The 19,413-nt window shown below is 72.8% G+C and carries 19 protein-coding genes; 6 read left to right on the top strand and 13 right to left on the bottom strand.

Annotated features, from left to right (window positions below):
- Positions 1 to 104 precede the first annotated feature (104 nt).
- Complete coding sequence (locus OG562_RS07960; protein ID WP_266395318.1) at positions 105 to 872, top strand: DUF1768 domain-containing protein; 768 nt, start codon at positions 105 to 107, stop codon at positions 870 to 872.
- Here OG562_RS07960 and OG562_RS07955 read toward each other — a convergent pair.
- On the bottom strand, positions 850 to 1,224 hold the full coding sequence (locus tag OG562_RS07955) for a cupin domain-containing protein (protein WP_266395316.1): 375 nt from the start codon (positions 1,222 to 1,224) through the stop codon (positions 850 to 852). The two genes, OG562_RS07960 and OG562_RS07955, sit on opposite strands and share 23 nt — an antisense overlap.
- Before the next feature lie 179 nt (positions 1,225 to 1,403).
- Between OG562_RS07955 and OG562_RS07950 the strand changes: the two genes are divergently transcribed.
- The gene (locus OG562_RS07950; protein WP_266395314.1) at positions 1,404 to 1,847 is read left to right on the top strand and encodes a MarR family winged helix-turn-helix transcriptional regulator; all 444 of its coding nucleotides are present in this window, start codon (positions 1,404 to 1,406) and stop codon (positions 1,845 to 1,847) included.
- A 171-nt stretch (positions 1,848 to 2,018) separates the two neighbouring features.
- A complete protein-coding gene (locus tag OG562_RS07945; RefSeq protein WP_266395312.1) occupies positions 2,019 to 2,900 on the top strand; it encodes a triacylglycerol lipase in 882 nt (293 codons plus the stop codon).
- A gap of 61 nt (positions 2,901 to 2,961) precedes the next feature.
- Here OG562_RS07945 and OG562_RS07940 read toward each other — a convergent pair whose 3' ends face one another.
- Positions 2,962 to 4,053, bottom strand: coding sequence for a lytic polysaccharide monooxygenase (locus OG562_RS07940; protein ID WP_266395310.1), 1,092 nt, complete (start codon positions 4,051 to 4,053; stop codon positions 2,962 to 2,964).
- Between the two features lie 199 nt (positions 4,054 to 4,252).
- Positions 4,253 to 4,387 (bottom strand): hypothetical protein, encoded by a 135-nt coding sequence (locus OG562_RS07935; protein WP_107105240.1) that lies wholly within the window; start codon positions 4,385 to 4,387, stop codon positions 4,253 to 4,255.
- A 138-nt stretch (positions 4,388 to 4,525) separates the two neighbouring features.
- On the opposite strand from OG562_RS07935, the gene OG562_RS07930 reads away from it, so the two are divergent.
- Positions 4,526 to 5,140, top strand: coding sequence for a bifunctional 2-polyprenyl-6-hydroxyphenol methylase/3-demethylubiquinol 3-O-methyltransferase UbiG (locus tag OG562_RS07930; protein WP_266395306.1), 615 nt, complete (start codon positions 4,526 to 4,528; stop codon positions 5,138 to 5,140).
- Between the two features lie 26 nt (positions 5,141 to 5,166).
- Here the strand turns inward: OG562_RS07930 and OG562_RS07925 are convergent, their stop codons facing one another.
- Both OG562_RS07925 and OG562_RS07920 read right to left on the bottom strand, forming a co-directional pair.
- A complete protein-coding gene (locus tag OG562_RS07925; protein ID WP_266395304.1) occupies positions 5,167 to 5,670 on the bottom strand; it encodes a DUF402 domain-containing protein in 504 nt (167 codons plus the stop codon).
- Positions 5,651 to 6,580, bottom strand: a complete 930-nt coding sequence (locus OG562_RS07920) for a GNAT family N-acetyltransferase (protein WP_266395302.1) — start codon at positions 6,578 to 6,580, stop codon at positions 5,651 to 5,653. The genes OG562_RS07925 and OG562_RS07920 overlap by 20 nt, the downstream gene beginning before the upstream one ends.
- A gap of 160 nt (positions 6,581 to 6,740) precedes the next feature.
- Here OG562_RS07920 and OG562_RS07915 point away from each other — a divergent pair, with 160 nt between their 5' ends.
- Entirely contained in the window at positions 6,741 to 7,109 is a 369-nt protein-coding gene (locus tag OG562_RS07915; RefSeq protein ID WP_266395300.1) for a GntR family transcriptional regulator, read from the top strand.
- A 60-nt stretch (positions 7,110 to 7,169) separates the two neighbouring features.
- Here the strand turns inward: OG562_RS07915 and OG562_RS07910 are convergent, their stop codons facing one another.
- The 5 genes from OG562_RS07910 to OG562_RS07890 form a co-directional block, all read right to left on the bottom strand.
- Positions 7,170 to 8,264 carry a DUF5925 domain-containing protein gene (locus OG562_RS07910; protein WP_266395297.1) on the bottom strand — a complete coding sequence of 365 codons (1,095 nt, stop codon included), beginning with the start codon at positions 8,262 to 8,264 and terminating at the stop codon, positions 7,170 to 7,172.
- Between the two features lie 197 nt (positions 8,265 to 8,461).
- Complete coding sequence (locus OG562_RS07905) at positions 8,462 to 9,247, bottom strand: polysaccharide deacetylase family protein (protein WP_266395295.1); 786 nt, start codon at positions 9,245 to 9,247, stop codon at positions 8,462 to 8,464.
- Positions 9,244 to 10,437, bottom strand: coding sequence for a glycosyltransferase family 2 protein (locus OG562_RS07900; protein ID WP_266395292.1), 1,194 nt, complete (start codon positions 10,435 to 10,437; stop codon positions 9,244 to 9,246). The genes OG562_RS07905 and OG562_RS07900 overlap by 4 nt, the downstream gene beginning before the upstream one ends.
- Positions 10,434 to 11,294 carry a glycosyltransferase family 2 protein gene (locus OG562_RS07895; protein ID WP_266395288.1) on the bottom strand — a complete coding sequence of 287 codons (861 nt, stop codon included), beginning with the start codon at positions 11,292 to 11,294 and terminating at the stop codon, positions 10,434 to 10,436. The genes OG562_RS07900 and OG562_RS07895 overlap by 4 nt, the downstream gene beginning before the upstream one ends.
- A gap of 508 nt (positions 11,295 to 11,802) precedes the next feature.
- Positions 11,803 to 13,011 carry a S8 family peptidase gene (locus tag OG562_RS07890; RefSeq protein ID WP_266395286.1) on the bottom strand — a complete coding sequence of 403 codons (1,209 nt, stop codon included), beginning with the start codon at positions 13,009 to 13,011 and terminating at the stop codon, positions 11,803 to 11,805.
- Positions 13,012 to 13,325: 314 nt separating this feature from the next.
- On the opposite strand from OG562_RS07890, the gene OG562_RS07885 reads away from it, so the two are divergent.
- Complete coding sequence (locus OG562_RS07885; RefSeq protein ID WP_266395283.1) at positions 13,326 to 14,132, top strand: SGNH/GDSL hydrolase family protein; 807 nt, start codon at positions 13,326 to 13,328, stop codon at positions 14,130 to 14,132.
- Between the two features lie 55 nt (positions 14,133 to 14,187).
- Here the strand turns inward: OG562_RS07885 and OG562_RS07880 are convergent, their stop codons facing one another.
- Genes OG562_RS07880 through OG562_RS07870 form a run of 3 tightly spaced genes read right to left on the bottom strand, consistent with a single transcriptional unit; the run spans position 14,188 to position 19,322 of the window.
- On the bottom strand, positions 14,188 to 15,816 hold the full coding sequence (locus OG562_RS07880) for a serine/threonine-protein kinase (RefSeq protein WP_266395280.1): 1,629 nt from the start codon (positions 15,814 to 15,816) through the stop codon (positions 14,188 to 14,190).
- A 60-nt stretch (positions 15,817 to 15,876) separates the two neighbouring features.
- Positions 15,877 to 17,673 carry a sulfite exporter TauE/SafE family protein gene (locus OG562_RS07875; RefSeq protein WP_266395278.1) on the bottom strand — a complete coding sequence of 599 codons (1,797 nt, stop codon included), beginning with the start codon at positions 17,671 to 17,673 and terminating at the stop codon, positions 15,877 to 15,879.
- Positions 17,670 to 19,322: a tetratricopeptide repeat protein gene (locus OG562_RS07870; RefSeq protein ID WP_266395275.1), complete on the bottom strand. Its 1,653-nt coding sequence runs from the start codon at positions 19,320 to 19,322 to the stop codon at positions 17,670 to 17,672. Before OG562_RS07870 ends, OG562_RS07875 begins: the two co-directional genes overlap by 4 nt.
- Positions 19,323 to 19,413 lie beyond the last annotated feature (91 nt).

Raw genomic sequence — 19,413 nt, 5'->3', positions numbered from 1 at the left:
CACCTCCCCGACCGGGAGGAGCAGTTGGAGGAGAACGGTGTTTTCCGGGGGCGGCGATATCGGGGGCGTCGGCCGCCCGGGGGGACACAGGGTGCCCGCATGGCATGGCGGCGACTCTCGAGGTCGCCGACATCGTGGAGGAACTGGCGGGCCGGCCGACGGCCGTCGAGCGTTGCCGGGACGCGATCGGCCGCTTCCTGAAGGCGCCCTCCGAGGCCCACCGGGAGCTGCTGCGGGCGGCTTGCCCGGGCATTCCGCCGCACCGGCGCGTCCACAGCCTGGGCGGCATGGACCACCCGGACTGCCCCGTGCGGATCCTGCTCACCGAGCTCGGCGAGCCCGTCGACGGGGACGGCCCGGTGGCGACGGACGCGCTGCACCAGTGGGCGCTGGACTGCTTCGCACGCGGGGAGGGGGGTGTGGCGCGCGAGAGGGGACGGCACGCCGACGACGCGGTCACGGCGGGCCGACCGGTCGTCGCCCTGCACCGGCGCTACTTCCGCGACGGCCGCCCCGCGGAGCTCGACCTGGCCGCCCTGCGCAACGACTTCCCGGTCCCCGTCCGCTACGGCGGCGACACCTGCCCCTCCGTCCTGCACGGCTGCTGGGCGCTGTCCACGGCGGAAGAGGCCGACCGCGTCGCCGTACGCGAGGCCCCCACCGCCGACGAGGCCCAGGGGCGGGGCGGCTGGGCCGTACGGCGCGACGGCTGGACGGACGTACGCCTCGCCGTCATGGCCGGTCTGCTGCGCGCCAAGCCGTACTGGCGTGACGCCGGCGGCGACCGGGGCCGCAACCGGGCGGGCCGGCTCCTCGAACTGGTGCGCGCCGAGCTGCTCGCCGAGCGGATCAGCTGGCCCACGGGGGAGTGATCTGCGTCCCGTCGGCCAGTCGTGCCGTCAGGCCGACGGACGTGGTGACCCAGGAGATCGCGGTGTGATCGGTCGGGTTCTCGACGGTGAGCGTCGCACCGGCGTTGACGATCACCGTGTCGCCGGCCGAGACCTGTTCGGTGCGGCCGTCGAGCGTGATGAGCAGGTCGCCGACGAGCAGGTGGAAGATCTCCTCCCGGTCGACGGTGTGCGCGAGCCCCTTGGTCCCGGCCGGAATCTCACCGCGCCAGGCGCACAGCTCCTTGCTGCCGGTGAGGGGAGTGGCGTACGAGACGAAGCGGGCGCCGTGGATCTCGTGGGTGACGGCGTCCACGGAACGGATGACGGGCATGGGAGTGCCTCCTGGCGGGCGATGTGTCGGGTGGGCTGTCGAGGGCGACGCGCCGGGTGGCTTGTCGGCCGATGTGCCGGGTGGTTCGTCGGGTGACGTGAAATATGGTCAAGCAGCTTGACTATATGGCTCCATAGTCAAGCTGCTTGACCAGTTCGTCAAGGTGTTTCAATGCGGGCGTGCAGAACTCCGAAGCCCTCGCCCTGGCCACCGCCCTGCTCGCCGCCGCCGGTGGGCTCACGCAGCGCATCAACGACGGTGTCGTCGCCCGTGGTTTCGAGCTGCGGCCCGCCCATGGCTTCGCCTTCGCCCGGCTCGCCCCGGGCGACGCGACGGTCACCGACCTCGCCGTCCATCTCGGGGTCACCAAGCAGGCCGCCAGCCAGCTCGTCGACGAGCTGGTGCGCAAGGGGTACGTCGAGCGGCGGCCGCATCCCGGGGATGCGCGGGCCCGGCTGGTGGTGCTCACCGAGCGAGGGTGGGACTGCACCCGGGCCGCCGAGGAGGTGGCCGGCGAGGTCGTGCGGGCCTGGGCGGATGTGCTGGGGGAGGGTGAGGTGCGCGTGTTGCGCGACTGTTTGATGCGTATTGCGCCCTACGGTCCCATCAGGCCCGCCTGGTGACGGATCGTCAGTGGTCCTTGAGTCGCTGACTACCACTGGAAGTTTTTACTGACGCGTAACTTCACACGTCTGCTACTCATCCGTAACTTGATGGGTGAACAGCATCCTGGTGATCCGGATCACAGGGCGTAAGGCCATCGCACCTCCCTTGAGCCGCAAGGAGATCACACGATGCTGCCCTGGAAGCGCGTGCTCAGACCGTTCGCCGCACTGCTTCTGGCCGCCGCCGCGGCCACCGTCCCCGCCACCGCCGCCCATGCCTCCGTCGAGTCCGTCGCAGCCTCGGCCGCCTCGTCGAGCGGCTGGAACGACTACAGCTGCAAGCCCTCCGCCGCCCACCCCCGTCCCGTCGTCCTCGTCCACGGAACCTTCGGGAACTCGATCGACAACTGGCTGGCCCTGGCCCCCTACCTGACGGTCCGCGGGTACTGCGTCTACTCGCTCGACTACGGCCAACTGCCGGGCGTCCCGCTCTTCAACGGCCTCGGTGCCATCGACAGGTCGGCCGAGCAGCTCTCCGCCTTCGTCGACAAGGTGCTCGCCGCGACCGGTGCGTCCGAGGCCGACCTCGTCGGTCACTCGCAGGGCGGGATGATGCCGCGCTACTACCTGAAGTTCCTCGGCGGAGCCGCCAAGGTGAACGCGCTCGTCGGCATCGCCCCCGACAACCACGGCACCACGCTCAGCGGGCTCACCAACCTGCTGCCCTACTTCCCGGGCGCCGAGGACCTGCTCTCGGCCGCCACCCCCGGCCTCGCCGACCAGATCGTCGGCTCGGCCTTCCTCACCAAGCTCAACGCGGGCGGCGACACCGTCTCCGGCGTCCACTACACCGTCATCGCCACCAAGTACGACGAGGTGGCCACACCGTGGCGCAGCCAGTACCTCAGCGGATCCGACGTACACAACGTCCTGCTCCAGGACCTGTGCCCGCTGGACCTCTCCGAGCACGTGGCGATCGGGCTGTTCGACCGGATCGCCTTCCACGAGGTGGCCAACGCGCTCGACCCGTCCCACGCCACCGCCACCACCTGCGCGTCCGCCCTGAGCTGACGGCGGGCACAGCACGGAGGGCGGATCGTTTCGCCGGGGCCTGTCCGACCTGAGCCGCCGGTCAGGCCCCGGAGTCATTCGTCGCGGGCGCCCGGTTCGGCGCCCCGGTCCCGGCTCGGCGGCCGGGCCGGTGGGGGCCCGCCGCCCGCCTGCGCACCGACGCGAACAGCAGCGCCGCGCCCAGCGCCAGGACGGTCGCGCCGCCCACCGCCAGATACGGGACGCCGGCGTCGCCGCCGGTCTCGGCGAGGTCCTCGCCCGAGCTGCTGCTCGAGCCGGCGCCGGACCCGACCGCGGTGCGCCGGTCGTCGTCCGCGGCCACGGGGGCCGCCGTGGCCGCGGACGACGAGTCCGTGGACGACGAGTCCGTGGCCGGGGCGGCCGAAGGGGAGGCGGTCGGGTCCGTCGTCGTGGCCGCGTCGTCGTCACCGTGACCGTGGTGCTCGATCGTCGACCGGTCGGCGCCGTCCTGGATCTGCTCCTCCGAGGGCGCGGAGGCGGCCGGCGCCGCGCCGGAGCCGTCGCCGAACGTGACGTCCGAGCAGGAGTAGAACGCCTCCGGGCTGTCCGAACGCTGCCAGATCGCATACAGCAGCTGGCGGCCGGACCGTGCGGGCAGGGTTCCGGAGAACGTGTAGAACCCGCCCGACGCGACCGGGTCCGTGGCGGTCGCCACCGGGTGCTCCAGATCCAGATCGGCCCAGGCCAGCGGCTGCGCCGGGTCGTAGCCAGCCTTGGTGAGATACACCGTGAAGGTCCCCTTGTGCGGGGCGGTCACGCGGTACTCGAAGGTGTACGACCCACCGCGCACGCTCGTCGCCGGCCAGTCGGCGCGGGCCAGGTCGAGGCCCTTGAACTCCGCGTCGTTCGCGCTGCACAGCCGGCCGTCCGGGATCAGCTCCTGGTGACGCCCGTTCGCGTCGCCGATGCGGACGCCGTTCCAGTCGTACAGCGCCTGCGTCCCGCCGGCCGCGACCGCCGCCCTGCACGCGTCCGACCTCGGGTTCTCCGGACCCTCCGCATAGCACTGGGCGACGCGGCTGACCGGGTCGCCCAGCGAGCCGTGCGCCGCCGCGGGCACGGCGGACAGCGCGGTCAGGGCCAGCGGGGTCAGGCCGACGGCGACGGCGGCGGCCTTGCGGCGTGCGGGCATGGCGGATCTCCTCGGAACCGGAACCGGTGGTGACGTACTCACGTACGCGGTGCCGGAAACAAAGAAACCGTGAAATCGCCTGCTCGGGGCCGCTCGCAGCGATCTTTAGGGTCGCCTTAAGGAAGCGCTGAGACTGAGCTCAGGTAGTCGGCCGCCAGCGAGCCGCCAGCGAGCCGTCAGCCGGCTGGCAGCCCGGTCGTCAGCCGTCCGGCCACCAGGTGCGGGCGATGTCCTTGCGCACCTCGGGGCGGCCCGCGGGCCGTTCGTCCGCCTCGTCGCGGATCCGGCGCGATTCCGTCTTCTTCAGGGGCTTCTGCACGGTCGTGCGGCGCATGGCTGCCTCCTTCAGGATCACCGGGATCCGCGTTCTCACGGAGGTAGACCCTTTCCGGGAGAGTTCCTCATCGCACCTGATCTGTCAGTGGCGGCTGTCACGATTCGAGTGTCAGTGGCAGGTGTCACTCTTGGGCACATGAGGGGAAACAGTGACGAAATGACTACGGCAGGCGTCGACTGGGACGCGGAGGCGGCCGCCTTCGACGAGGAACCGGATCACGGGCTGCGCGACCCCGAGGTGCGCGCGGCCTGGGCGGAGCGGCTGCGCAGCTGGCTGCCGGGGCGCGCGTGCGACGTCCTCGACCTCGGCTGCGGCACCGGCAGTCTGTCGCTCCTCGCCGCCGAGCAGGGACACCGCGTCACCGGCGTCGACCGCTCCCCGAACATGATCGACCTGGCCCGCGCCAAACTGGCCGGGCGGGACGCGGCCTTCCTCCTCGGCGACGCGGCCGCGCCCCCGGTCGGCGAACAGCTCTTCGACACCGTGCTCGTACGACATGTGCTGTGGGCCCTCCCCGACCCCGCCCGCGCCCTGCGCCACTGGCGCGACCTGCTGCGCCCCGGAGGGCGGCTCGTGCTGGTCGAGGGCGTGTGGGGCACGGTCGCCCCCGTCGGCATACCGGCGGACCGGCTCACCGCCCTCCTCACCCCGCTCGCCGGGCGCACCCGCGTGGAGCGGCTGTCCGACGACGCGCGGCTGTGGGGCGGGGCGGTGGAGGACGAGCGGTACGCGGTGGTGGCGACGGTGTGAGCGGCCGTGTCCCCGTGCAGCCTCCCCTAGGCCAGCAGCGACTCCAGGCCGCCCTCGACGGTGGCGAGCACCTCCAGCTCGTCGAGCGCGGCCACGGCCGCCGCCGCTGCCTCCGGGTCGGTCGTCGTGAGACCGCTCTCCTCGAACTCGTCCTCGTCCAGCCGCAGTACGTCCGTGCCGTCGGCGGAGCGCCACAGGTCCAGGTCGAGGTCCTCGACGATCAGCTCGGCACCGGACAGCGTCGCCGGGCGGGTGATGTCGCAGTACCAGCCCTTCAGGGCGCCGCTCGCGTCGCGGACCTCCTTCACCGCGTACCAGCGGTCCCGCCAGTAGTACTCGGTGAAGACGTCACCCGCCTCGAAGCGTACGAAGCCGAAGTCGCGCACACCGTCGCCGGCCCAGGCGGCGCGTACGGCGATGCGCGTGCCGTCGTCCGACAGCAGCTCGGCCGCGTAACGGATCTTCGTGCGGCCGCGCTTGAGGAGGACGACGTCCACCTGGCGGGCCCGGTCAGCCGAGTTCGCGGACATACCGCACCTCCGTCGCCTGGATCTCGTATCCGAACCACTTGTTGACCGCGAGCATCGGTCCGTTGCCCGCGTCGTTGCCCGTCCACGCCTGCGCGTACCCCGCGGCGCGGGCGCGGTGCAGGGAGTCGTTCTTGGCGAGCTTGGCCAGGCCCCGGCCGCGGAAGGCGCGGGCGGTGCCGGTCATGGCGGTGAAGTAGCGGGGGCCGCCCGCGGTGTGGGCGACGCTGAAGGCGACGGGGCGGCCGTCGGCCACGGCGACCGAGGTCAGCTCCCGGTCGAGGTGGGGATGGCTCCAGTGCTGCGCGATCCACGCCGCGTAGTCGGTGGCCTCGGTGTCGATGTCGCTCGGCTCGTCGGACCCCGCCTCCGCGTCCAGGGCGAACAGCGGGCGCGGATCGTCGGCGAAGTCGGCGGCCGTGCGCAGCTCGACGCCGGGCGGCGGGTCCTGGCGCGGCGGCAGCGCGGCCCCGGCCAGGTCCAGGCGCAGGAAGTGCGCGCTGCGGCTCGCCCGGTAGCCGCGGCGCTCCGCGTGGGCGCGGTTGCCGGGCTCGTCCAGCACCCAGGCGAACAGCCGGGTCGCCCCGTGCGCCGCCAGCTGCTCCTCGGCGGTGCGGGCCAGCAGCGTGCCCGCGCCGCGTCCGGTGTGCGCCGGGTCCACGTACACGTTGAGGTAGCCCTGGCCGGGCTTCGGGCTGTTGTGGGCGAGGCCGAGCTGGGCGGTGCCGACGATCTCGCCGTCCTCCTCGGCGACGAGCTTGCGGGAGCGGGCGTCGGGGTGGGCGTGGGTGAGGTCGTGGACCACCGACTCGGGGGTGAAGAGGAGGTAGGGCAGAGCGAGGTGCCGGACCCGGACGAAGCCTTCGATGTCGGGCCGTGCGTCGGGGCGCAGCTCGCGCACGATGACGGTCATGTCAGCGCACGCTACGGGCGGGCCGCGCCCGGACGCCTCTCATTTTCAGGTGGGTGCGTGCGGGGTGGGTGCGGGCAGGTCGGGGGTGGGGGGAGGACGGGCGAGGGACGGGTGCGGTTGGGGGAGGACGGGCGAGGGACGGGTGCGGGACAATCGGCCCGTGACCTTGAAGATCCACATCGATGACAGCGCCGCTCCGTACGAGCAGGTGCGGGCGCAGATCGCCGGCCAGGCGCGCTCCGGCGCGCTGCCGGTCGGCTACCGGCTGCCGACGGTGCGCGGGCTCGCCGAGTCGCTCGGCCTCGCCGCGAACACCGTCGCCAAGGCGTACCGGGCGCTGGAGGCGGACGGGGTGATCGAGACGCGGGGCCGCAACGGCACGTTCGTCGCCGCCGCGGGCTCGGCGGCGGAGCGGGAGGCCGCGGGAGCCGCACAGGCCTACGCGGAGCGGGTGCGGCGGCTCGGACTGACGGAGGAGCAGGCGTCGGCGGCGGTGAGGGACGCCCTGCGGGCGGCGTACGAGGCGTGACCGTGCCGTTCACTGCGCGCCGCCGCCGGACCGTGCCGCGCCCGGAGCTCGGGCCGGGCCCTAGAGATACAGTCCCGCGTCCGTCCCGCCCCGCGGCTCCGGCAGTGAGGTCGGGGAGACGCCCCGGCGCAGCGCGTACAGCTCTGCCAGGGTCGCGCCCTCGCGGCCGACGCCTTCCTCGGTGCCCAGCCAGTCCGTCGCCTCCCGGCGGGTCAGCGGGCCGACCTCGATCCGGGCCAGACAGCGGCCGGGGCGGACGACGGCCGGATGCAGGCGCTCCAGGTCCTCGTTGGTGGTGACGCCCACCAGGACGTTGCGGCCCTGGCCGAGCAGGCCGTCGGTCAGGTTCAGCAGCCGTGACAGCGCCTGGCCCGCCGTGTGCTTGGCCTCGCCGCGGATCAGCTCGTCGCAGTCCTCCAGGAGCAGCAGCCGCCAGCGGCCCCTGCCCGCGGCGTCCTCCTCGCCGATGGCGATGTCCATCAGATAGCCGACGTCCGAGAACAGCCGCTCGGGGTCCAGTACGCAGTCCACCTGGCACCAGTCCCGCCAGGAACGGGCCAGCGTGCGCAGCGCGGAGGTCTTGCCGGTGCCGGGCGGGCCGTGCAGCAGGAGCAGCCGGCCGGCGATGTCGTCCGGGGTCGTCCCCATCAGCTGGTCCAGCGCCTCGGCGACGGGCGTCGTGTAGTTGGGGCGGACCTCGTCCCAGGTGCCCGCGGAGATCTGGCGGGTGGTGCGGTGCGGGCCGCGCCTGGGGGAGACGTACCAGAAGCCCATGGTCACGTTCTCCGGCTGGGGTTCGGGCTCGTCCGCCGCGCCGTCCGTGGCCTCGTTGAGCACCTCCGCGGCCAGTTCGGCGGTGGTCGCCGTGACCGTGACGTCGGCGCCGCGGTTCCAGCGGGAGATCAGCAGCGTCCAGCCGTCGCCCTCGGCCAGCGTCGCGCTGCGGTCCTCGTCGCGGGCGACGCGCAGCACACGGGCGTGCGGCGGCAGCAGGGTCGCGCCGGAGCGCACGCGGTCGATGTTCGCCGCGTGCGAGTACGGTTGCTCGCCCGTCGCGAAGCGGCCGAGGAACAGCGCGTCGACGACGTCGGACGGGGAGTCGGAGTCGTCGACGTTGAGCCGGATCGGCAGTGCGTCGTGTGGGAGTGCGGACATGCCGCCATGATCCGGCACAGGGACCCCGTCTGCACCCGGTTTCCGCAGTGCGCGCGGTGTGTCGTCTGCGTCGGGCTATGTCCGGCTGTGTCCGGCGCCCCGACGGGCCCTGCCACCAGGCAGTCCCGCCGGAGCCGCCGGCCGTTCACACCGCCCGTTCACACCGGCCGCTCACGCCGACCGTGCGCGCCGACTTCTCACACCAGCCGATGGAGCTGCCGTGTCCTGCGCACCACCGCGTACCCCTTGGTGAGCGCCCGGTCCCTGGCGAAGGTGCGGGCGATCGCGCGGCCGTCGAGGAGCCGCTCGAACTCCTCGGCGTCCGTGGACCGCCGTACCGTCACCCGCCGCAGGGCGTACGGCCCCTGGGCGCGCCGGGCGAGGGAGTTGCCCACGGCGAGCGCCTGGGCGAACCCGTGTCCGCGCACCGCCGTGCGGATCCGGCGGCTGGAGTAGCCGTACGGGTAGGCGAACGACTCGGGCAGGGCGCCCAGTTCGTCGCCGACGAGGTACCGGCAGCGGGTCAGCTCGGCGCTCAGGGTGACGTCGTCGAGCTGGTCGAGCTGTGGATGGGTGTGGCTGTGGCCGCCGATCTCGACGCCCGCGTCGGCCAGTTCGCGCACCTGTCGCCAGTCCAGCATGGCGTCCAGGCCGCCGCCGGTGTCGTACGCGCCCCGGATCCAGCCGGTGGACACGAACAGCGTGGCCGGGAAGCCGTGCCGGGTCAGGACGGGGAGGGCGTGCCGGTGCACGCCCTCGTAGCCGTCGTCGAAGGTGAGGAGCACCGGGCGGGCGGGCAGCGGCCGGCCGGCCCGCCAGCGGGCCGCGAGGTCGGCCGTGGTGAGCGGGGTGAGCCCGCGGTCCGCGATCACCGCCAACTGCCCGGCGAACGCCTCCGGCGTGACCGAGAGGGCACGGGTGGCGTCGTTCGGCTCGGCGGCGACCGCGTGATACATGAGGATCGGAACACTCGCCTCCCTCATGCGGCGGGCTCCTGGTCCGCCGGCCGCTCCGCCGACCGGGGCGTTGCGCCGTCCGTCGGCCCGTCCGTCGGCCGGTGCGCCGCCTCGTCCGTCGGCCGATTCATCACCGAGTCCGCCTTCCGGTCCGCGGTCCCGTGTGTTGCCTCGCCCGCCTCCCGGTCCGTCGGTCGGTGTGTGGCTTCGCCTGTTGTCCGGTCCGGTGGTCGGCCGGCCGTCGGGTCGATCGGCACCACCGTGAACGTCGTCCCGGCCCGGCGGGCTCGTACGCTGCCGATCGCGTAGCCGCCGGCCGCCGTGAGGACGCCGGTGACGATCGCGGCCGCGCGGCGGGCGCCGCCGGGGCGGGCCAGGAGTTGGTCGCGCAGACCGCGGGCGACTCCGGCCGGCAACACCCGGGTGGTGTACCGGCGTTCGGACTCCAGGCCTTTGTCGACGCCGACGCTGCGGGCGACGAGCGCCTTGGACAGGCCCTCGGCGTAGGTGCGCGTGCGGAAGTACCCGAAGTGCTCGCGCGCCTCGGGCACCTTGTGGTGGATCACCGCACGGTCGTCGACGAGCAGGATCGCGTCGGGTCTCGCCCGGCTGAGCCGGATGCACAGCTCCGTCTCCTCGCCGCCCATCGGCCGCTTGTTGCCGTCGCGTCCGATGCCGCTGGCGAAACCGCCCGCGAGGTCGAACGCCGTACGCCGGAAGGAGGCGTTCCCGCCGAGGACGTTGCGCACCCGGACGCGGCCGGCCGGCAGGCCCCGGTACGAGCAGCCCACCACCCAGTCGAACTCCTCGGGGAACCAGTCGGGCCGCCGCCCGGAGGCCCACACCGGCACGACCTTGCCGCCGACGGCCAGGACGCGCGGGTCGCTGTAGGGGTCGGCGAAGCGGCGCAGCCAGTCCCGTTCGGCGACGGCGTCGTCGTCGAGGAAGGCGATGACCTCGCCGCAGGAGGCCGCGATGCCGGTGTTGCGGCCGGCCGACAGACCGCGCGGGCCCGCGTTGGGCAGCACCCGTACCTCGTCGGTCTCCTTGTACTCCCGGGCCAGCCGGTCCAGGAGCGTCGGGTTGTGGTCGACGACGAGCAGGGTCTCCAGGGCCGGGTGGGTCTGCGCCCGCACCGAGGCGACCGCCGCGAGGACGTCCTCCCAGCGGTCCTCGGTGTACACGCAGACGACGACGGAGATGCCGATCGCGCTCAAGACAGCTCTCCCCGCATGGAGTCTCCCCGCATGGAGTCTCCCCGCGCCGAGTCGAGCAGGGGAGAGCGGCGGCCGACGCGGCGCAGGGCCCGCCGGTTGGAGCGCTCCCGCAGGATGACCCGCAGCACCCGCAGTCCGTCGCGCACGGCGCGCAGGTTGCTCACGCCGTGGATGCGCAGGTACTCGTGGCTGGGTATCTCCTGCACCTTCAGCCCGGCCTTGACGACCCGGATGTTGATCAGGGTCTCGATCTCGAAGCCGGTGCAGTCGAGCTCGATCTTGTCCAGGCAGTGCCGCCAGAAGGCGTTGTAGCCGTAGCACAGGTCGGTGTAGCGGGCGCCGAACTTGCGGTTGACGATGGCGCACAGGGCCCGGTTGCCCATGCGCCGGATGAAGGTCATGTCGTCGGTGCCGCCGCCGTTGGCGAAGCGCGAGCCCTTGGCGAAGTCGGCGCCGGAGACGAGCGCGGAGACGTACGACACGATCTCGTTGCCGTCGGCCGAGCCGTCGGCGTCGACCATGACGATGATGTCGCCGGTGCACGCCTCGAAGCCGGTGATCAGGGCGTCGCCCTTGCCCCGGCCCTGCTGTCCGACGACCTTGACGCCGGGCCACAGTTCGCGTGCGACGCCGACGGTGTCGTCGGTGGAGTTGCCGTCGACCAGCACCACTTCGTGGATCCAGTCCGGCAGGGTCTTGAAGACGTACGGAAGGTTCTCGGCCTCGTTCATCGCGGGGATGACCACGCTCACCGGCGGCGCGATGGCCAGGTGAGAGGAGATCGGCCGGTAGATGACGGCGATGGACGGGTCGTCAAGATCCTGGCCCGATGTCGCCGGCTGCAGAACGGAACTCATGAGTCTGGTCCCTCTCGTCCGGTGGGCCGCCCGCCCCTGGGCGGCCCGGATCCACGTCCGGTTCGAAAGGGGGGTTTCTCGCCCATGGCGGAGTGATCTCCGCGCACACAAGGGCGAGCTGGCAAAGCTGACCGGCCACCGGCGAAAGACGGCGGCCGACCGCGCGGCACGGCCCGGTCACCAGTGCGGTCACCGAGCACGGCACCCCCCTACCGCGCTCCCGCCCCGATACCGTCGCGGTCCCTGAGCCCTCCCCTGGAGCCGTTGCCGACGGACCGACGCGAGTGAGAAGTATGACGGTATTGATGATTACGCCCGGATGGCAAGCCCTTGGCGGTCCTCTGCCGTTTTTGTTCGTTTGACCGTTACAGAACGGTGTGTCCCATTGGAAGGGGCGGACGCAGGCGGACGCAAATGTTCCCCGGAGGCGACGGAGGCCTCCGGGGAACGGGTCAACTCGGTTCGGCTTCGGTGGTGTTGGTTGTGCCGGTGGTGTGGTGCCGGTGTGTCACGGAACGATCTTCAGCAGCCGGTTCGGGGAACCGGTGCCCGGGCTGGTGACCTTGCTCGCGGTCGAGCCGTTGATCAGCGCCGTGGCGACCTGGGCCGGGGTGGCCGAGGTGTGGCCGGCCAGGTAGACCGCGGCCGCGCCCGCGACGTGCGGGGTCGCCATCGACGTGCCCGAGATGGTGTTCGTGGCGGTGTCGCTGGTGTACCAGCCCGCCGTGATGGAGGAGCCGGGGGCGAAGATGTCCAAGACGGAGCCGTAGTTGGAGTAGCTCGCCCGGGCGTCGGTGCTGGTGGTGGCGCCGACCGTGATGGCCTCGGCGACGCGCGCCGGGGAGTACGAGGAGGCGCTGGCGTTGTTGTTGCCCGCGGCGACGGCGTAAGTGACGCCGCTGGCTATGGAGTTCTTCACCGCCGTGTCCAGGGTGGTGGACGCGCCGCCGCCGAGCGACAGGTTGGCGACCGAGGGGCCGGAGTGGTTCGCCGTCACCCAGTTGATGCCCGCGATCACGCCGGCCGTGGTGCCGGAGCCGGCGTTGTCGAGCACCCGCACCGCCACGATCTTCGCGCTCTTGGCGACGCCGTAGGTGGAGCCCGCGATCGTGGTGGCCACATGGGTGCCGTGGCCGTTGCCGTCGGAGGCGGTGGTGTCGCCGTCGACCGCGTCGTAGCCGTACGAGGCACGGCCGCTGATCTGCGAGTGGGTGATGCGCACGCCGGTGTCGATGACGTACGCGGTGACGCCGCTGCCCGCGGTGTCCGGGTAGGTGTAGGTGCCGGACAGCGGGAGCGAGGTCTGGTCGACGCGGTCCAGGCCCCAGGGGGCGCTGGACTGCGTGGTGTCGGCCACCCGGACCGTCTGGTTCTGCTCGACGGCGGCCACCGCCGGGTCCGCGGCCAGTCTGCGGGCCTCGGCTGCGGAGAGGGTGGCGGTGTAGCCGTTGAGCGCGGCGGTGAACGTCTTGTCCACCGAGCCGCCGTACTCCTTGATGAGGCCCTTGCCCGTGGCCGAGGACGCCTTGAAGCCGGCGTCCTGCTTGAGCGTGACGATGTAGCTGTCCTTGACGGCGGTGGGGGAGCCGGCCGCGAGGACCCTGCCCTCGGCCGGGGCGGCCTGGGCGGGGAGCGCGGTGAGCCCGCCGACGAGGGCGGCGGCCGCGACGGTGGCGGCGGCGGTGACGCGGATCCTGGTGCTGCGCAGGTGTGCCATGACGGGGGAGTCCTCCTCCTGGCGGCGCTCGCCCGGGTGGGGCGCGCGCCTGTGGGGGTGCGCGCGGTGTCGCACGCACGGCGTCGAGCGTCGCGTTCCGCTCTCGGCCGAGGTAAAGCCTCGGTCAACTACAGGGGTAGAACAAGGAAGCTGAGGAGGCATCAACAGGATTGACATGCTCACGCAACAAAGTGGACGAAGAGCGTCTGGAAACGACCCCGGAGGGGTACGAAAAGTCTTGGCATGAACACTTCCGGTCAACACGCGTGGTTGGTACGACGGTTGTGGCAGAGATCCTGCTAAAGGGAGGTTCCATGAGACGTTCCCGACTTGTCGTATTCGTCAGCTCGCTTCTCCTCGCCGCCGGCACGGCCCTCACCGGGGCAGCCGCGGCGCAGGGCGCCCCACTCGCCGCGACCGGCGGGTACGCGGCCCTCGGCGACTCCTACTCCTCCGGCGTCGGCGCGGGCAGCTACATCAGCTCCAGCGGCGACTGCAAGCGCAGCACGAAGGCCTACCCCTACCTCTGGAACGCCGCCCACTCACCGGCGTCGTTCACCTTCGCGGCCTGCTCGGGGGCCCGGACGGGCGACGTCCTGGCGAACCAGCTCGGCGGACTGAACTCCGCCACCGGCCTCGTCTCGATCAGCGTCGGCGGCAACGACGCGGGCTTCGCCGACGTCATGACGACCTGCGTGACCAGCTCCGACAGCACCTGCGTCGCCCGGATCAACACCGCCAGGGGGTACGTCGACTCCACGCTCCCCGGCAAACTCGACACCGTCTACTCCACGATCAGCGCCAAGGCCCCCAACGCCCGGGTCGTCGTGCTCGGTTACCCCCGCTTCTACCAGCTGGGCGCCCTCTGCCTCGGTCTGTCCGAGACCAAGCGCTCCGCCGTCAACAACGCGGCCGACTACCTCGACGCCGCCCTCGCCCGCCGCGCCGCCGCCCACGGCTTCGCCTTCGGCGACGTGCGGACGACGTTCAGCGGCCACGAGATCTGCTCCGGCAGCTCCTGGCTGCACAGCCTCAACCTGCTCAACATCGGCGAGTCCTACCACCCGACCGCGTCCGGCCACTCGGGCGGCTATCTGCCCGTGCTGAACGGCGCCGTCTGAGCCGACAGCGGTCCACGCGTACGCAGTTCACGCGCACGCAGTTCGCTCGGAAACCTCATTCGTACGTCGAGGACGAGGGCGAGGGGGAGGTCCCGGTCGACGGGGCCTCCGTCTCGCAGGTCACCGAGAACGGCACGAAGTCGGACGTCGCCTCCACCGGATCGCGCACCTCGACGCCGATCGCGTTCCGGTACGTCCCGCTCTCGGCGTAGGTCGACACGATCACCCGGTCCTGCTGGGACTTGCCTCCGCCCGCCGGGAAGTCGAGCGTCTTCCAGGTCTGCCCGGACAGCTCGCCGTCCTTCGACACCCAGCGGTAGGACACCGTCGCGGGCAGCCGCCCCACCGTGATCGTCGCCGTGAAGGCGGGCGCGCCGGAGTCCTGCGGCGGACAGGCGCCCGAGTAGTCCGTGTGCGAGCCGGCCACGGCGACCGTGACGCTCTGCTCGGGAGCGGCGGACGAGGCGCTGTGACTGGGGCTGGGAGAGGGGCTCGACGGCTCGTCGCTCTTGCTCTCCTGCGGCTGCGTCGGAGTGGAACTCAGCCCGTCCGTCTGGCTGTTGGTGACCCCACCGGTCCCGCCGCCCTTGCCGTCGTCCCGGTTCAGCAGTCCGTACGTCAGCCCGGCGGCCGCCAGCGCGAGGGCGGCGACCCCGGCGATCAGGACGGCGGCGGTGCGCCGGTCGCGCTTCGGCTCCCGCGGGCCGTCCGGCGGTGTGCCGGCGGACGGCGTGGTCGTCCACGGAGGCGGCGGGGGCGGGGGTTCCTGCCGGAGCCGGTCCTGTCGAAGCGGCTCGGGGCGGGTGACGACCGTCGGCGGATACGGCGTCGAGGGGCCCGTGCCCGACCGGGGGCTGCCGCCCGCCGCGACGAGCCGCAGATCCTGTTCGGCCCGGTCGGCGGGCAGCCGCTGTGCCGGGTCCTTGCGCAGCAGCCCCTCGATCACGGGCGCGAGCGGACCGGCCCGGCGCGTCGGCGGCAGCTCCTCGTCGACGATCGCGCGCAGGGTGTTCAGCGGAGTGTCGTAGCGGAAGGGCGAGTTGCCCTCGACCGCCGCGTACAGCAGCACGCCCAGCGACCACAGGTCCGACTCGGGCCCGGGCGTGCGTCCCAGCGCCCGCTCCGGCGCGAGAAACTCGGGGGAGCCGATGACCTCGCCGGTCATCGTCAGCGCGGAGGTGCCCTCGACGGTCGCGATGCCGAAGTCGGTGAGGACGACCCGGCCGTCGTTCGACATCAGGACGTTCGCCGGCTTCACGTCCCGGTGCAGCACCCCGGCCTCATGTGCGGCGCGCAGCGCCGACAGCACCTCGGCCCCGATGTACGCGGCCCGCGCCGGGTCCAACGGCCCCTCGGCGTCCAGCAGTTCGGCGAGCGAGATGCCGTGCACGATCTCCATGACGATCCATGGGCGGCCGTCCTGCATCGCCACGTCGTACACCGTGACCACGTTCCGGTTCGCGACCCGGGCCGCGGCCCAGGCCTCGCGCTCCAGCCGGGCGTACATCCGCTCGATGTCCGAAGCCGCGAGCCCGGCCGGGGCGCGTACCTCCTTGACGGCGACCTCGCGGTGCAGCACCTCGTCACGGGCCCGCCACACCGTGCCCATGCCGCCCTCGCCGAGCGGGGTCAGCAGACGGTAGCGACCCGCGATCAGACGTTCACTGCCCGGTACCTCGGTCACCGCGTCCCCCATTCGCACTTCGTATCCGGGCGAAAACCTCCGCAACTCCCCCAACGTAGCTCAGCCGAGTACGGATGCGGCCCCCTTGAGCACCAGTCCGGCCCCGAGGGCCATGACGAGGAACGCGGACCACAGGGATACGTTGCGGCTGATGAGCAGGGCGACGGGGTGCGAGGTCCAGCGCGACTGACGCTCCAGGAGACGGTTCGCTCCCGAGCCCAGCCGGACGACGGCGAACCCGGCGGCCGTCAGCGTCAGAGCCAGCCCGATGCCGTAGGCCACGACGAGCAGCAGCCCGAACCAGGCCTGCCCGAGCGCGGCCGCGCCGACGAGCACGACCACGGCGGACGGGCTGGGCACCATGCCTCCGGCGAAGCCGAGGAGGATCGTGCCGCGGAGGGTGGGCGCGATGGCGTGCGTGTGGGTGCGACCGCCGTGGGTGTGGGTGTGGGCACGGCCGTGATCGTGGGGGTGAGGGTGGGGATGGGGGTGGTCGTGCTGGTGCTCGTCGTGGGCGTGCTCGTCGTGGGTGTGGTGGTCGTGGGTGTGGTGGTCGTGGTCGTGCTCATGGCCGTGATCGTGGGTGTGCCCCTGATCGTGGCTGTGGTCGTGGTCGTGATGCGTGTGTTCGGCGGGGGCTCCGACGAGGGCGAGTTGACGGGCGGGGGGCTTCACGGGCTCGTGGGGGTGGCTGTGCCCGCCACCGCCGTGCCCGGGCTCGTCTCCGTGGTCGTGGTCGTGCCCGTGGTCGTGCGGGTGCCCGTCTCCGTGCCCGTGCTCATGGCCGGGCTCGTGCCCATGTCCCTGTCCATGGCCTCGGTTGTGCCAGGCCCGGCGTACGAGGGTCGTGCCCGCGAAGAGGACCAGCGCGCCGCTGGCCAGGCCCAGCCAGGCGATGACCGAGGGGGCCGCGGCGGACCCGGCGGTGACCAGCAGGCCGAGGGCGACGACCCCCAGGGTGTGGGTGATCGTGACGGAGGCGGCGAGGGGCAGGACGTCCTTCATCCGGGCCTTGCCGCCCCGGGCGGCCGCCGTCGCGGCCATGATGGTCTTGCCGTGTCCCGGGGCCACCGCGTGCATGGCGCCCAGGAAGATCGCGATCACCAGGGCGAGCGCGGCGAAGCCGACGGTGAGGTCCTGCCGGGCGACCAGGTTGTCCAGCGCCCGCGTCCAGCGGTCGGCGCCGCGCGGCAGGACGGACGCGGCGGGCGCGTCCCCGCCGGCCCCGTTCTCCTCGACGAGGGCCGCACCACCGGCCCGCACCTTCACGGACGCGGTCGCGGTGTCGGCGGGCGAGGAGAGCAACTCCTTGGGGTAGCTGGTCAGTTCGCCCGAGACCGACTTCTTCGGCACGTCGGAGTCGGTGAGCGTCATCCGGTCGCCGCGCGCGGTGATCTCCCGCCAGCCGGGTCCGGTGGACGCGCCCGCGCTGTGGAAGCCGAGGGAAACGCTGTTCTCCGAGGGCAGCGGGGCCGTCAGCCGGCACTCCACGCGCAACGTGTTCAGCCCGGCCTGACCGGGCCGCAGGACCGCCTTGCTCGCGCCCGCCGTCAGGGTGACCGCACGCCCGTCCACCGTGAGCCTGCTGCCGCTCGCGGCCGTGGCGCAGCGCTGCCGGGCCCACTCGGTCATCCCGAGCCGTTCGAAGTCCGGCTTCGCCTGGGTCGCCGGGATCTCCGCGAGGTCCTCGACATGGTCGACGCGGAGCTGTCCGGGGGCGGCGACGAGACCGTCGTAGCGGTTGACGGTGAAGTTGCCGAGGGGGTGCGCGCTCGCGCTGGTGGAAGGTACCAGCGCGAGCGCGCAGCCGGCCGTGAACACGGCCGCGCAGGAGGCGAACACACGACGGGGGTTCACTGGTTCGCCTCCAGCGTCTTGAGTGCCGTACGAGCCTTGGCGGCGCCCAGGGGGGAGAAGCCGGGGTTCAGCTTCAGGGCCGCCGAGAGGTGGGTACGGGCGTCCTCGGGGTGACCGGTGGCGCGTTCGATCACACCGCGGTGGTAAAGGAAGGACGCGTTGTGGTAGCCGGTCGCCGTGGCTTGCCTGGCGTAGGGGAGGGCCTCGGCGTCCTTGCCGTTGACGTGCAGGGCCCAGGCGAGGGCGTCCGCCGTGTGCACGGTGTGCCGGCGGGCCCATTCGGCGCGGGCCGCGCGCAGCGCCGCCGCCTTGTCGCCGTGGTCGGCGGCGGCGAGCGCGGTGTCGAGGTCGGCGTTGACGCCGTTCGCCCGGGCGAGGGCCGTCCATGCGTCGACGAGGGTGTACTGGTCCTGCGCCTTCGCCTCGTCGCCCTTCGCGCCCCGCGCCTCGTACAGCTCGCCGAGCTCGACCAGCGGGCCGGGCAGCGGGAAGCGGGCGACGACGTTCTCCAACCCCTTGATCGCCTCGGCCCGTCGGCCGTCGGCGGCCTGGGCGCGGGCGCGGCCCTCCAGTGCCGGGAGGTAGTTCTCGTCGGCGGCGAGGGCGCGGGCGTAGAAGCTGAGGGCCTCGGCGTACTCGCCCTGATTCCAGGCGAGTTGGCCGAGCTGGGCGGCGACGTAGGCGATGTCGCCGGGGGAGGTGGACGCGGACAGCGCCTGGTTCAGGACGCGGCGGGCGGTGGCGACGTCGCCGCGCAGTTCGTGGACATACGCGTAGCGGGTGAACACCGGGACGCCCGGGCGCCGTTCGTCGGCCGTGTCGGCGGCCTTCTCGGCTTCGTCGTAGCGGCCGAGCTCGACGAGGGCGTCGATCCGGGAGCACAGGGCGCGTTCGCTGTAGGGGTTCTGCTTCAGCGTCTGGTCCGCGTACTTCAGGGCGTTCGCGAAGTCGTGGCGGGCGGCGGCCAGGGCGGCCCGGCCGGCCAGCGCCGCGTCGTTGTCGGGGCGCAGGGACAGGGAGCGCTTCAGGGCCTGCTCGGCCTGCGGGTAGCGGGAGGGGTCGCCCTTGGTGCGGGCCTGCTCGACGTAGGCGAGCCCGAGGGTGGCCCAGCCGCCGAAGTCCTTGGGCTGGGCGCGGAGATGGGTCTGGAGCGCGGCGATGCCCGCGTCGAGGTCGGCCGAGGCGAGCAGCCCGGGCGAGACCGCCGCGGCCGCCGAGACCGGCGCGTGCCCGCCGTCCCGCACGGCCCCGAGCGCGATCGAGCCGGCGGTCAGCGCGATGGCCAACATCGCTGCACACGCCCCGAGTTCGACGACCCGCCAGCGGCGACCCGCGGCGGCGACCCGGCGAACGGCGGCGACCCGGACGTCGGGGTCGGCATCCCCACCGGTGTCGGGAGTCCCACCGGCTTCGGCATCCCCACCGGCGGCGGCGTCGGAGTCGACCTCGGCGTCGGCCGTACCGGCTCCGGCGGCCTCCGTGACCTTCGAGGTCTCCGAGGACTGCGTCTCCGCCGGTTCCTCCGCGGCGGAGCTGTCAGCGCTGGAGCTGTCCACGACGGAGCTGTCCGCGCCGGAGGCGCTCTCCGGTCCCGGGCCGTCGGTCGGCCGCTCGCGCTCCGGTTCACCGTCGTTCGTACGCGGGGACATGCCCTCTCCTAGCTCGCCTGGGGGTGGATCAGCCTGCATGTGCGGGGGGTGGCGCGGCCCGCGCCGTGGGGGATGAGTACGCGGGCCGCGC

Origin of the sequence: Streptomyces sp. NBC_01275, assembly GCF_026340655.1 — a bacterium.
Taxonomy (GTDB): Bacteria; Actinomycetota; Actinomycetes; order Streptomycetales; family Streptomycetaceae; genus Streptomyces.
The sequence above is the reverse complement of the archived record's forward strand: the minus strand, read 5'-3'. Positions and strand labels throughout refer to the sequence as shown.

Excerpts from the sequence above, each read along its gene's own strand:
- OG562_RS07960 (WP_266395318.1), top strand. The coding sequence starts at position 105 with ATGGCGGCGACTCTCGAGGTCGCCGACATCGTGGAGGAACTGGCGGGC.
- OG562_RS07955 (WP_266395316.1), bottom strand. The coding sequence starts at position 1,224 with ATGCCCGTCATCCGTTCCGTGGACGCCGTCACCCACGAGATCCACGGC.
- OG562_RS07945 (WP_266395312.1), top strand. The coding sequence starts at position 2,019 with ATGCTGCCCTGGAAGCGCGTGCTCAGACCGTTCGCCGCACTGCTTCTG.
- OG562_RS07940 (WP_266395310.1), bottom strand. The coding sequence starts at position 4,053 with ATGCCCGCACGCCGCAAGGCCGCCGCCGTCGCCGTCGGCCTGACCCCG.
- OG562_RS07935 (WP_107105240.1), bottom strand. The coding sequence starts at position 4,387 with ATGCGCCGCACGACCGTGCAGAAGCCCCTGAAGAAGACGGAATCGCGC.
- OG562_RS07930 (WP_266395306.1), top strand. The coding sequence starts at position 4,526 with ATGAGGGGAAACAGTGACGAAATGACTACGGCAGGCGTCGACTGGGAC.
- OG562_RS07925 (WP_266395304.1), bottom strand. The coding sequence starts at position 5,670 with ATGTCCGCGAACTCGGCTGACCGGGCCCGCCAGGTGGACGTCGTCCTC.
- OG562_RS07920 (WP_266395302.1), bottom strand. The coding sequence starts at position 6,580 with ATGACCGTCATCGTGCGCGAGCTGCGCCCCGACGCACGGCCCGACATC.
- OG562_RS07910 (WP_266395297.1), bottom strand. The coding sequence starts at position 8,264 with ATGTCCGCACTCCCACACGACGCACTGCCGATCCGGCTCAACGTCGAC.
- OG562_RS07905 (WP_266395295.1), bottom strand. The coding sequence starts at position 9,247 with ATGAGGGAGGCGAGTGTTCCGATCCTCATGTATCACGCGGTCGCCGCC.
- OG562_RS07895 (WP_266395288.1), bottom strand. The coding sequence starts at position 11,294 with ATGAGTTCCGTTCTGCAGCCGGCGACATCGGGCCAGGATCTTGACGAC.
- OG562_RS07890 (WP_266395286.1), bottom strand. The coding sequence starts at position 13,011 with ATGGCACACCTGCGCAGCACCAGGATCCGCGTCACCGCCGCCGCCACC.
- OG562_RS07885 (WP_266395283.1), top strand. The coding sequence starts at position 13,326 with ATGAGACGTTCCCGACTTGTCGTATTCGTCAGCTCGCTTCTCCTCGCC.
- OG562_RS07870 (WP_266395275.1), bottom strand. The coding sequence starts at position 19,322 with ATGTCCCCGCGTACGAACGACGGTGAACCGGAGCGCGAGCGGCCGACC.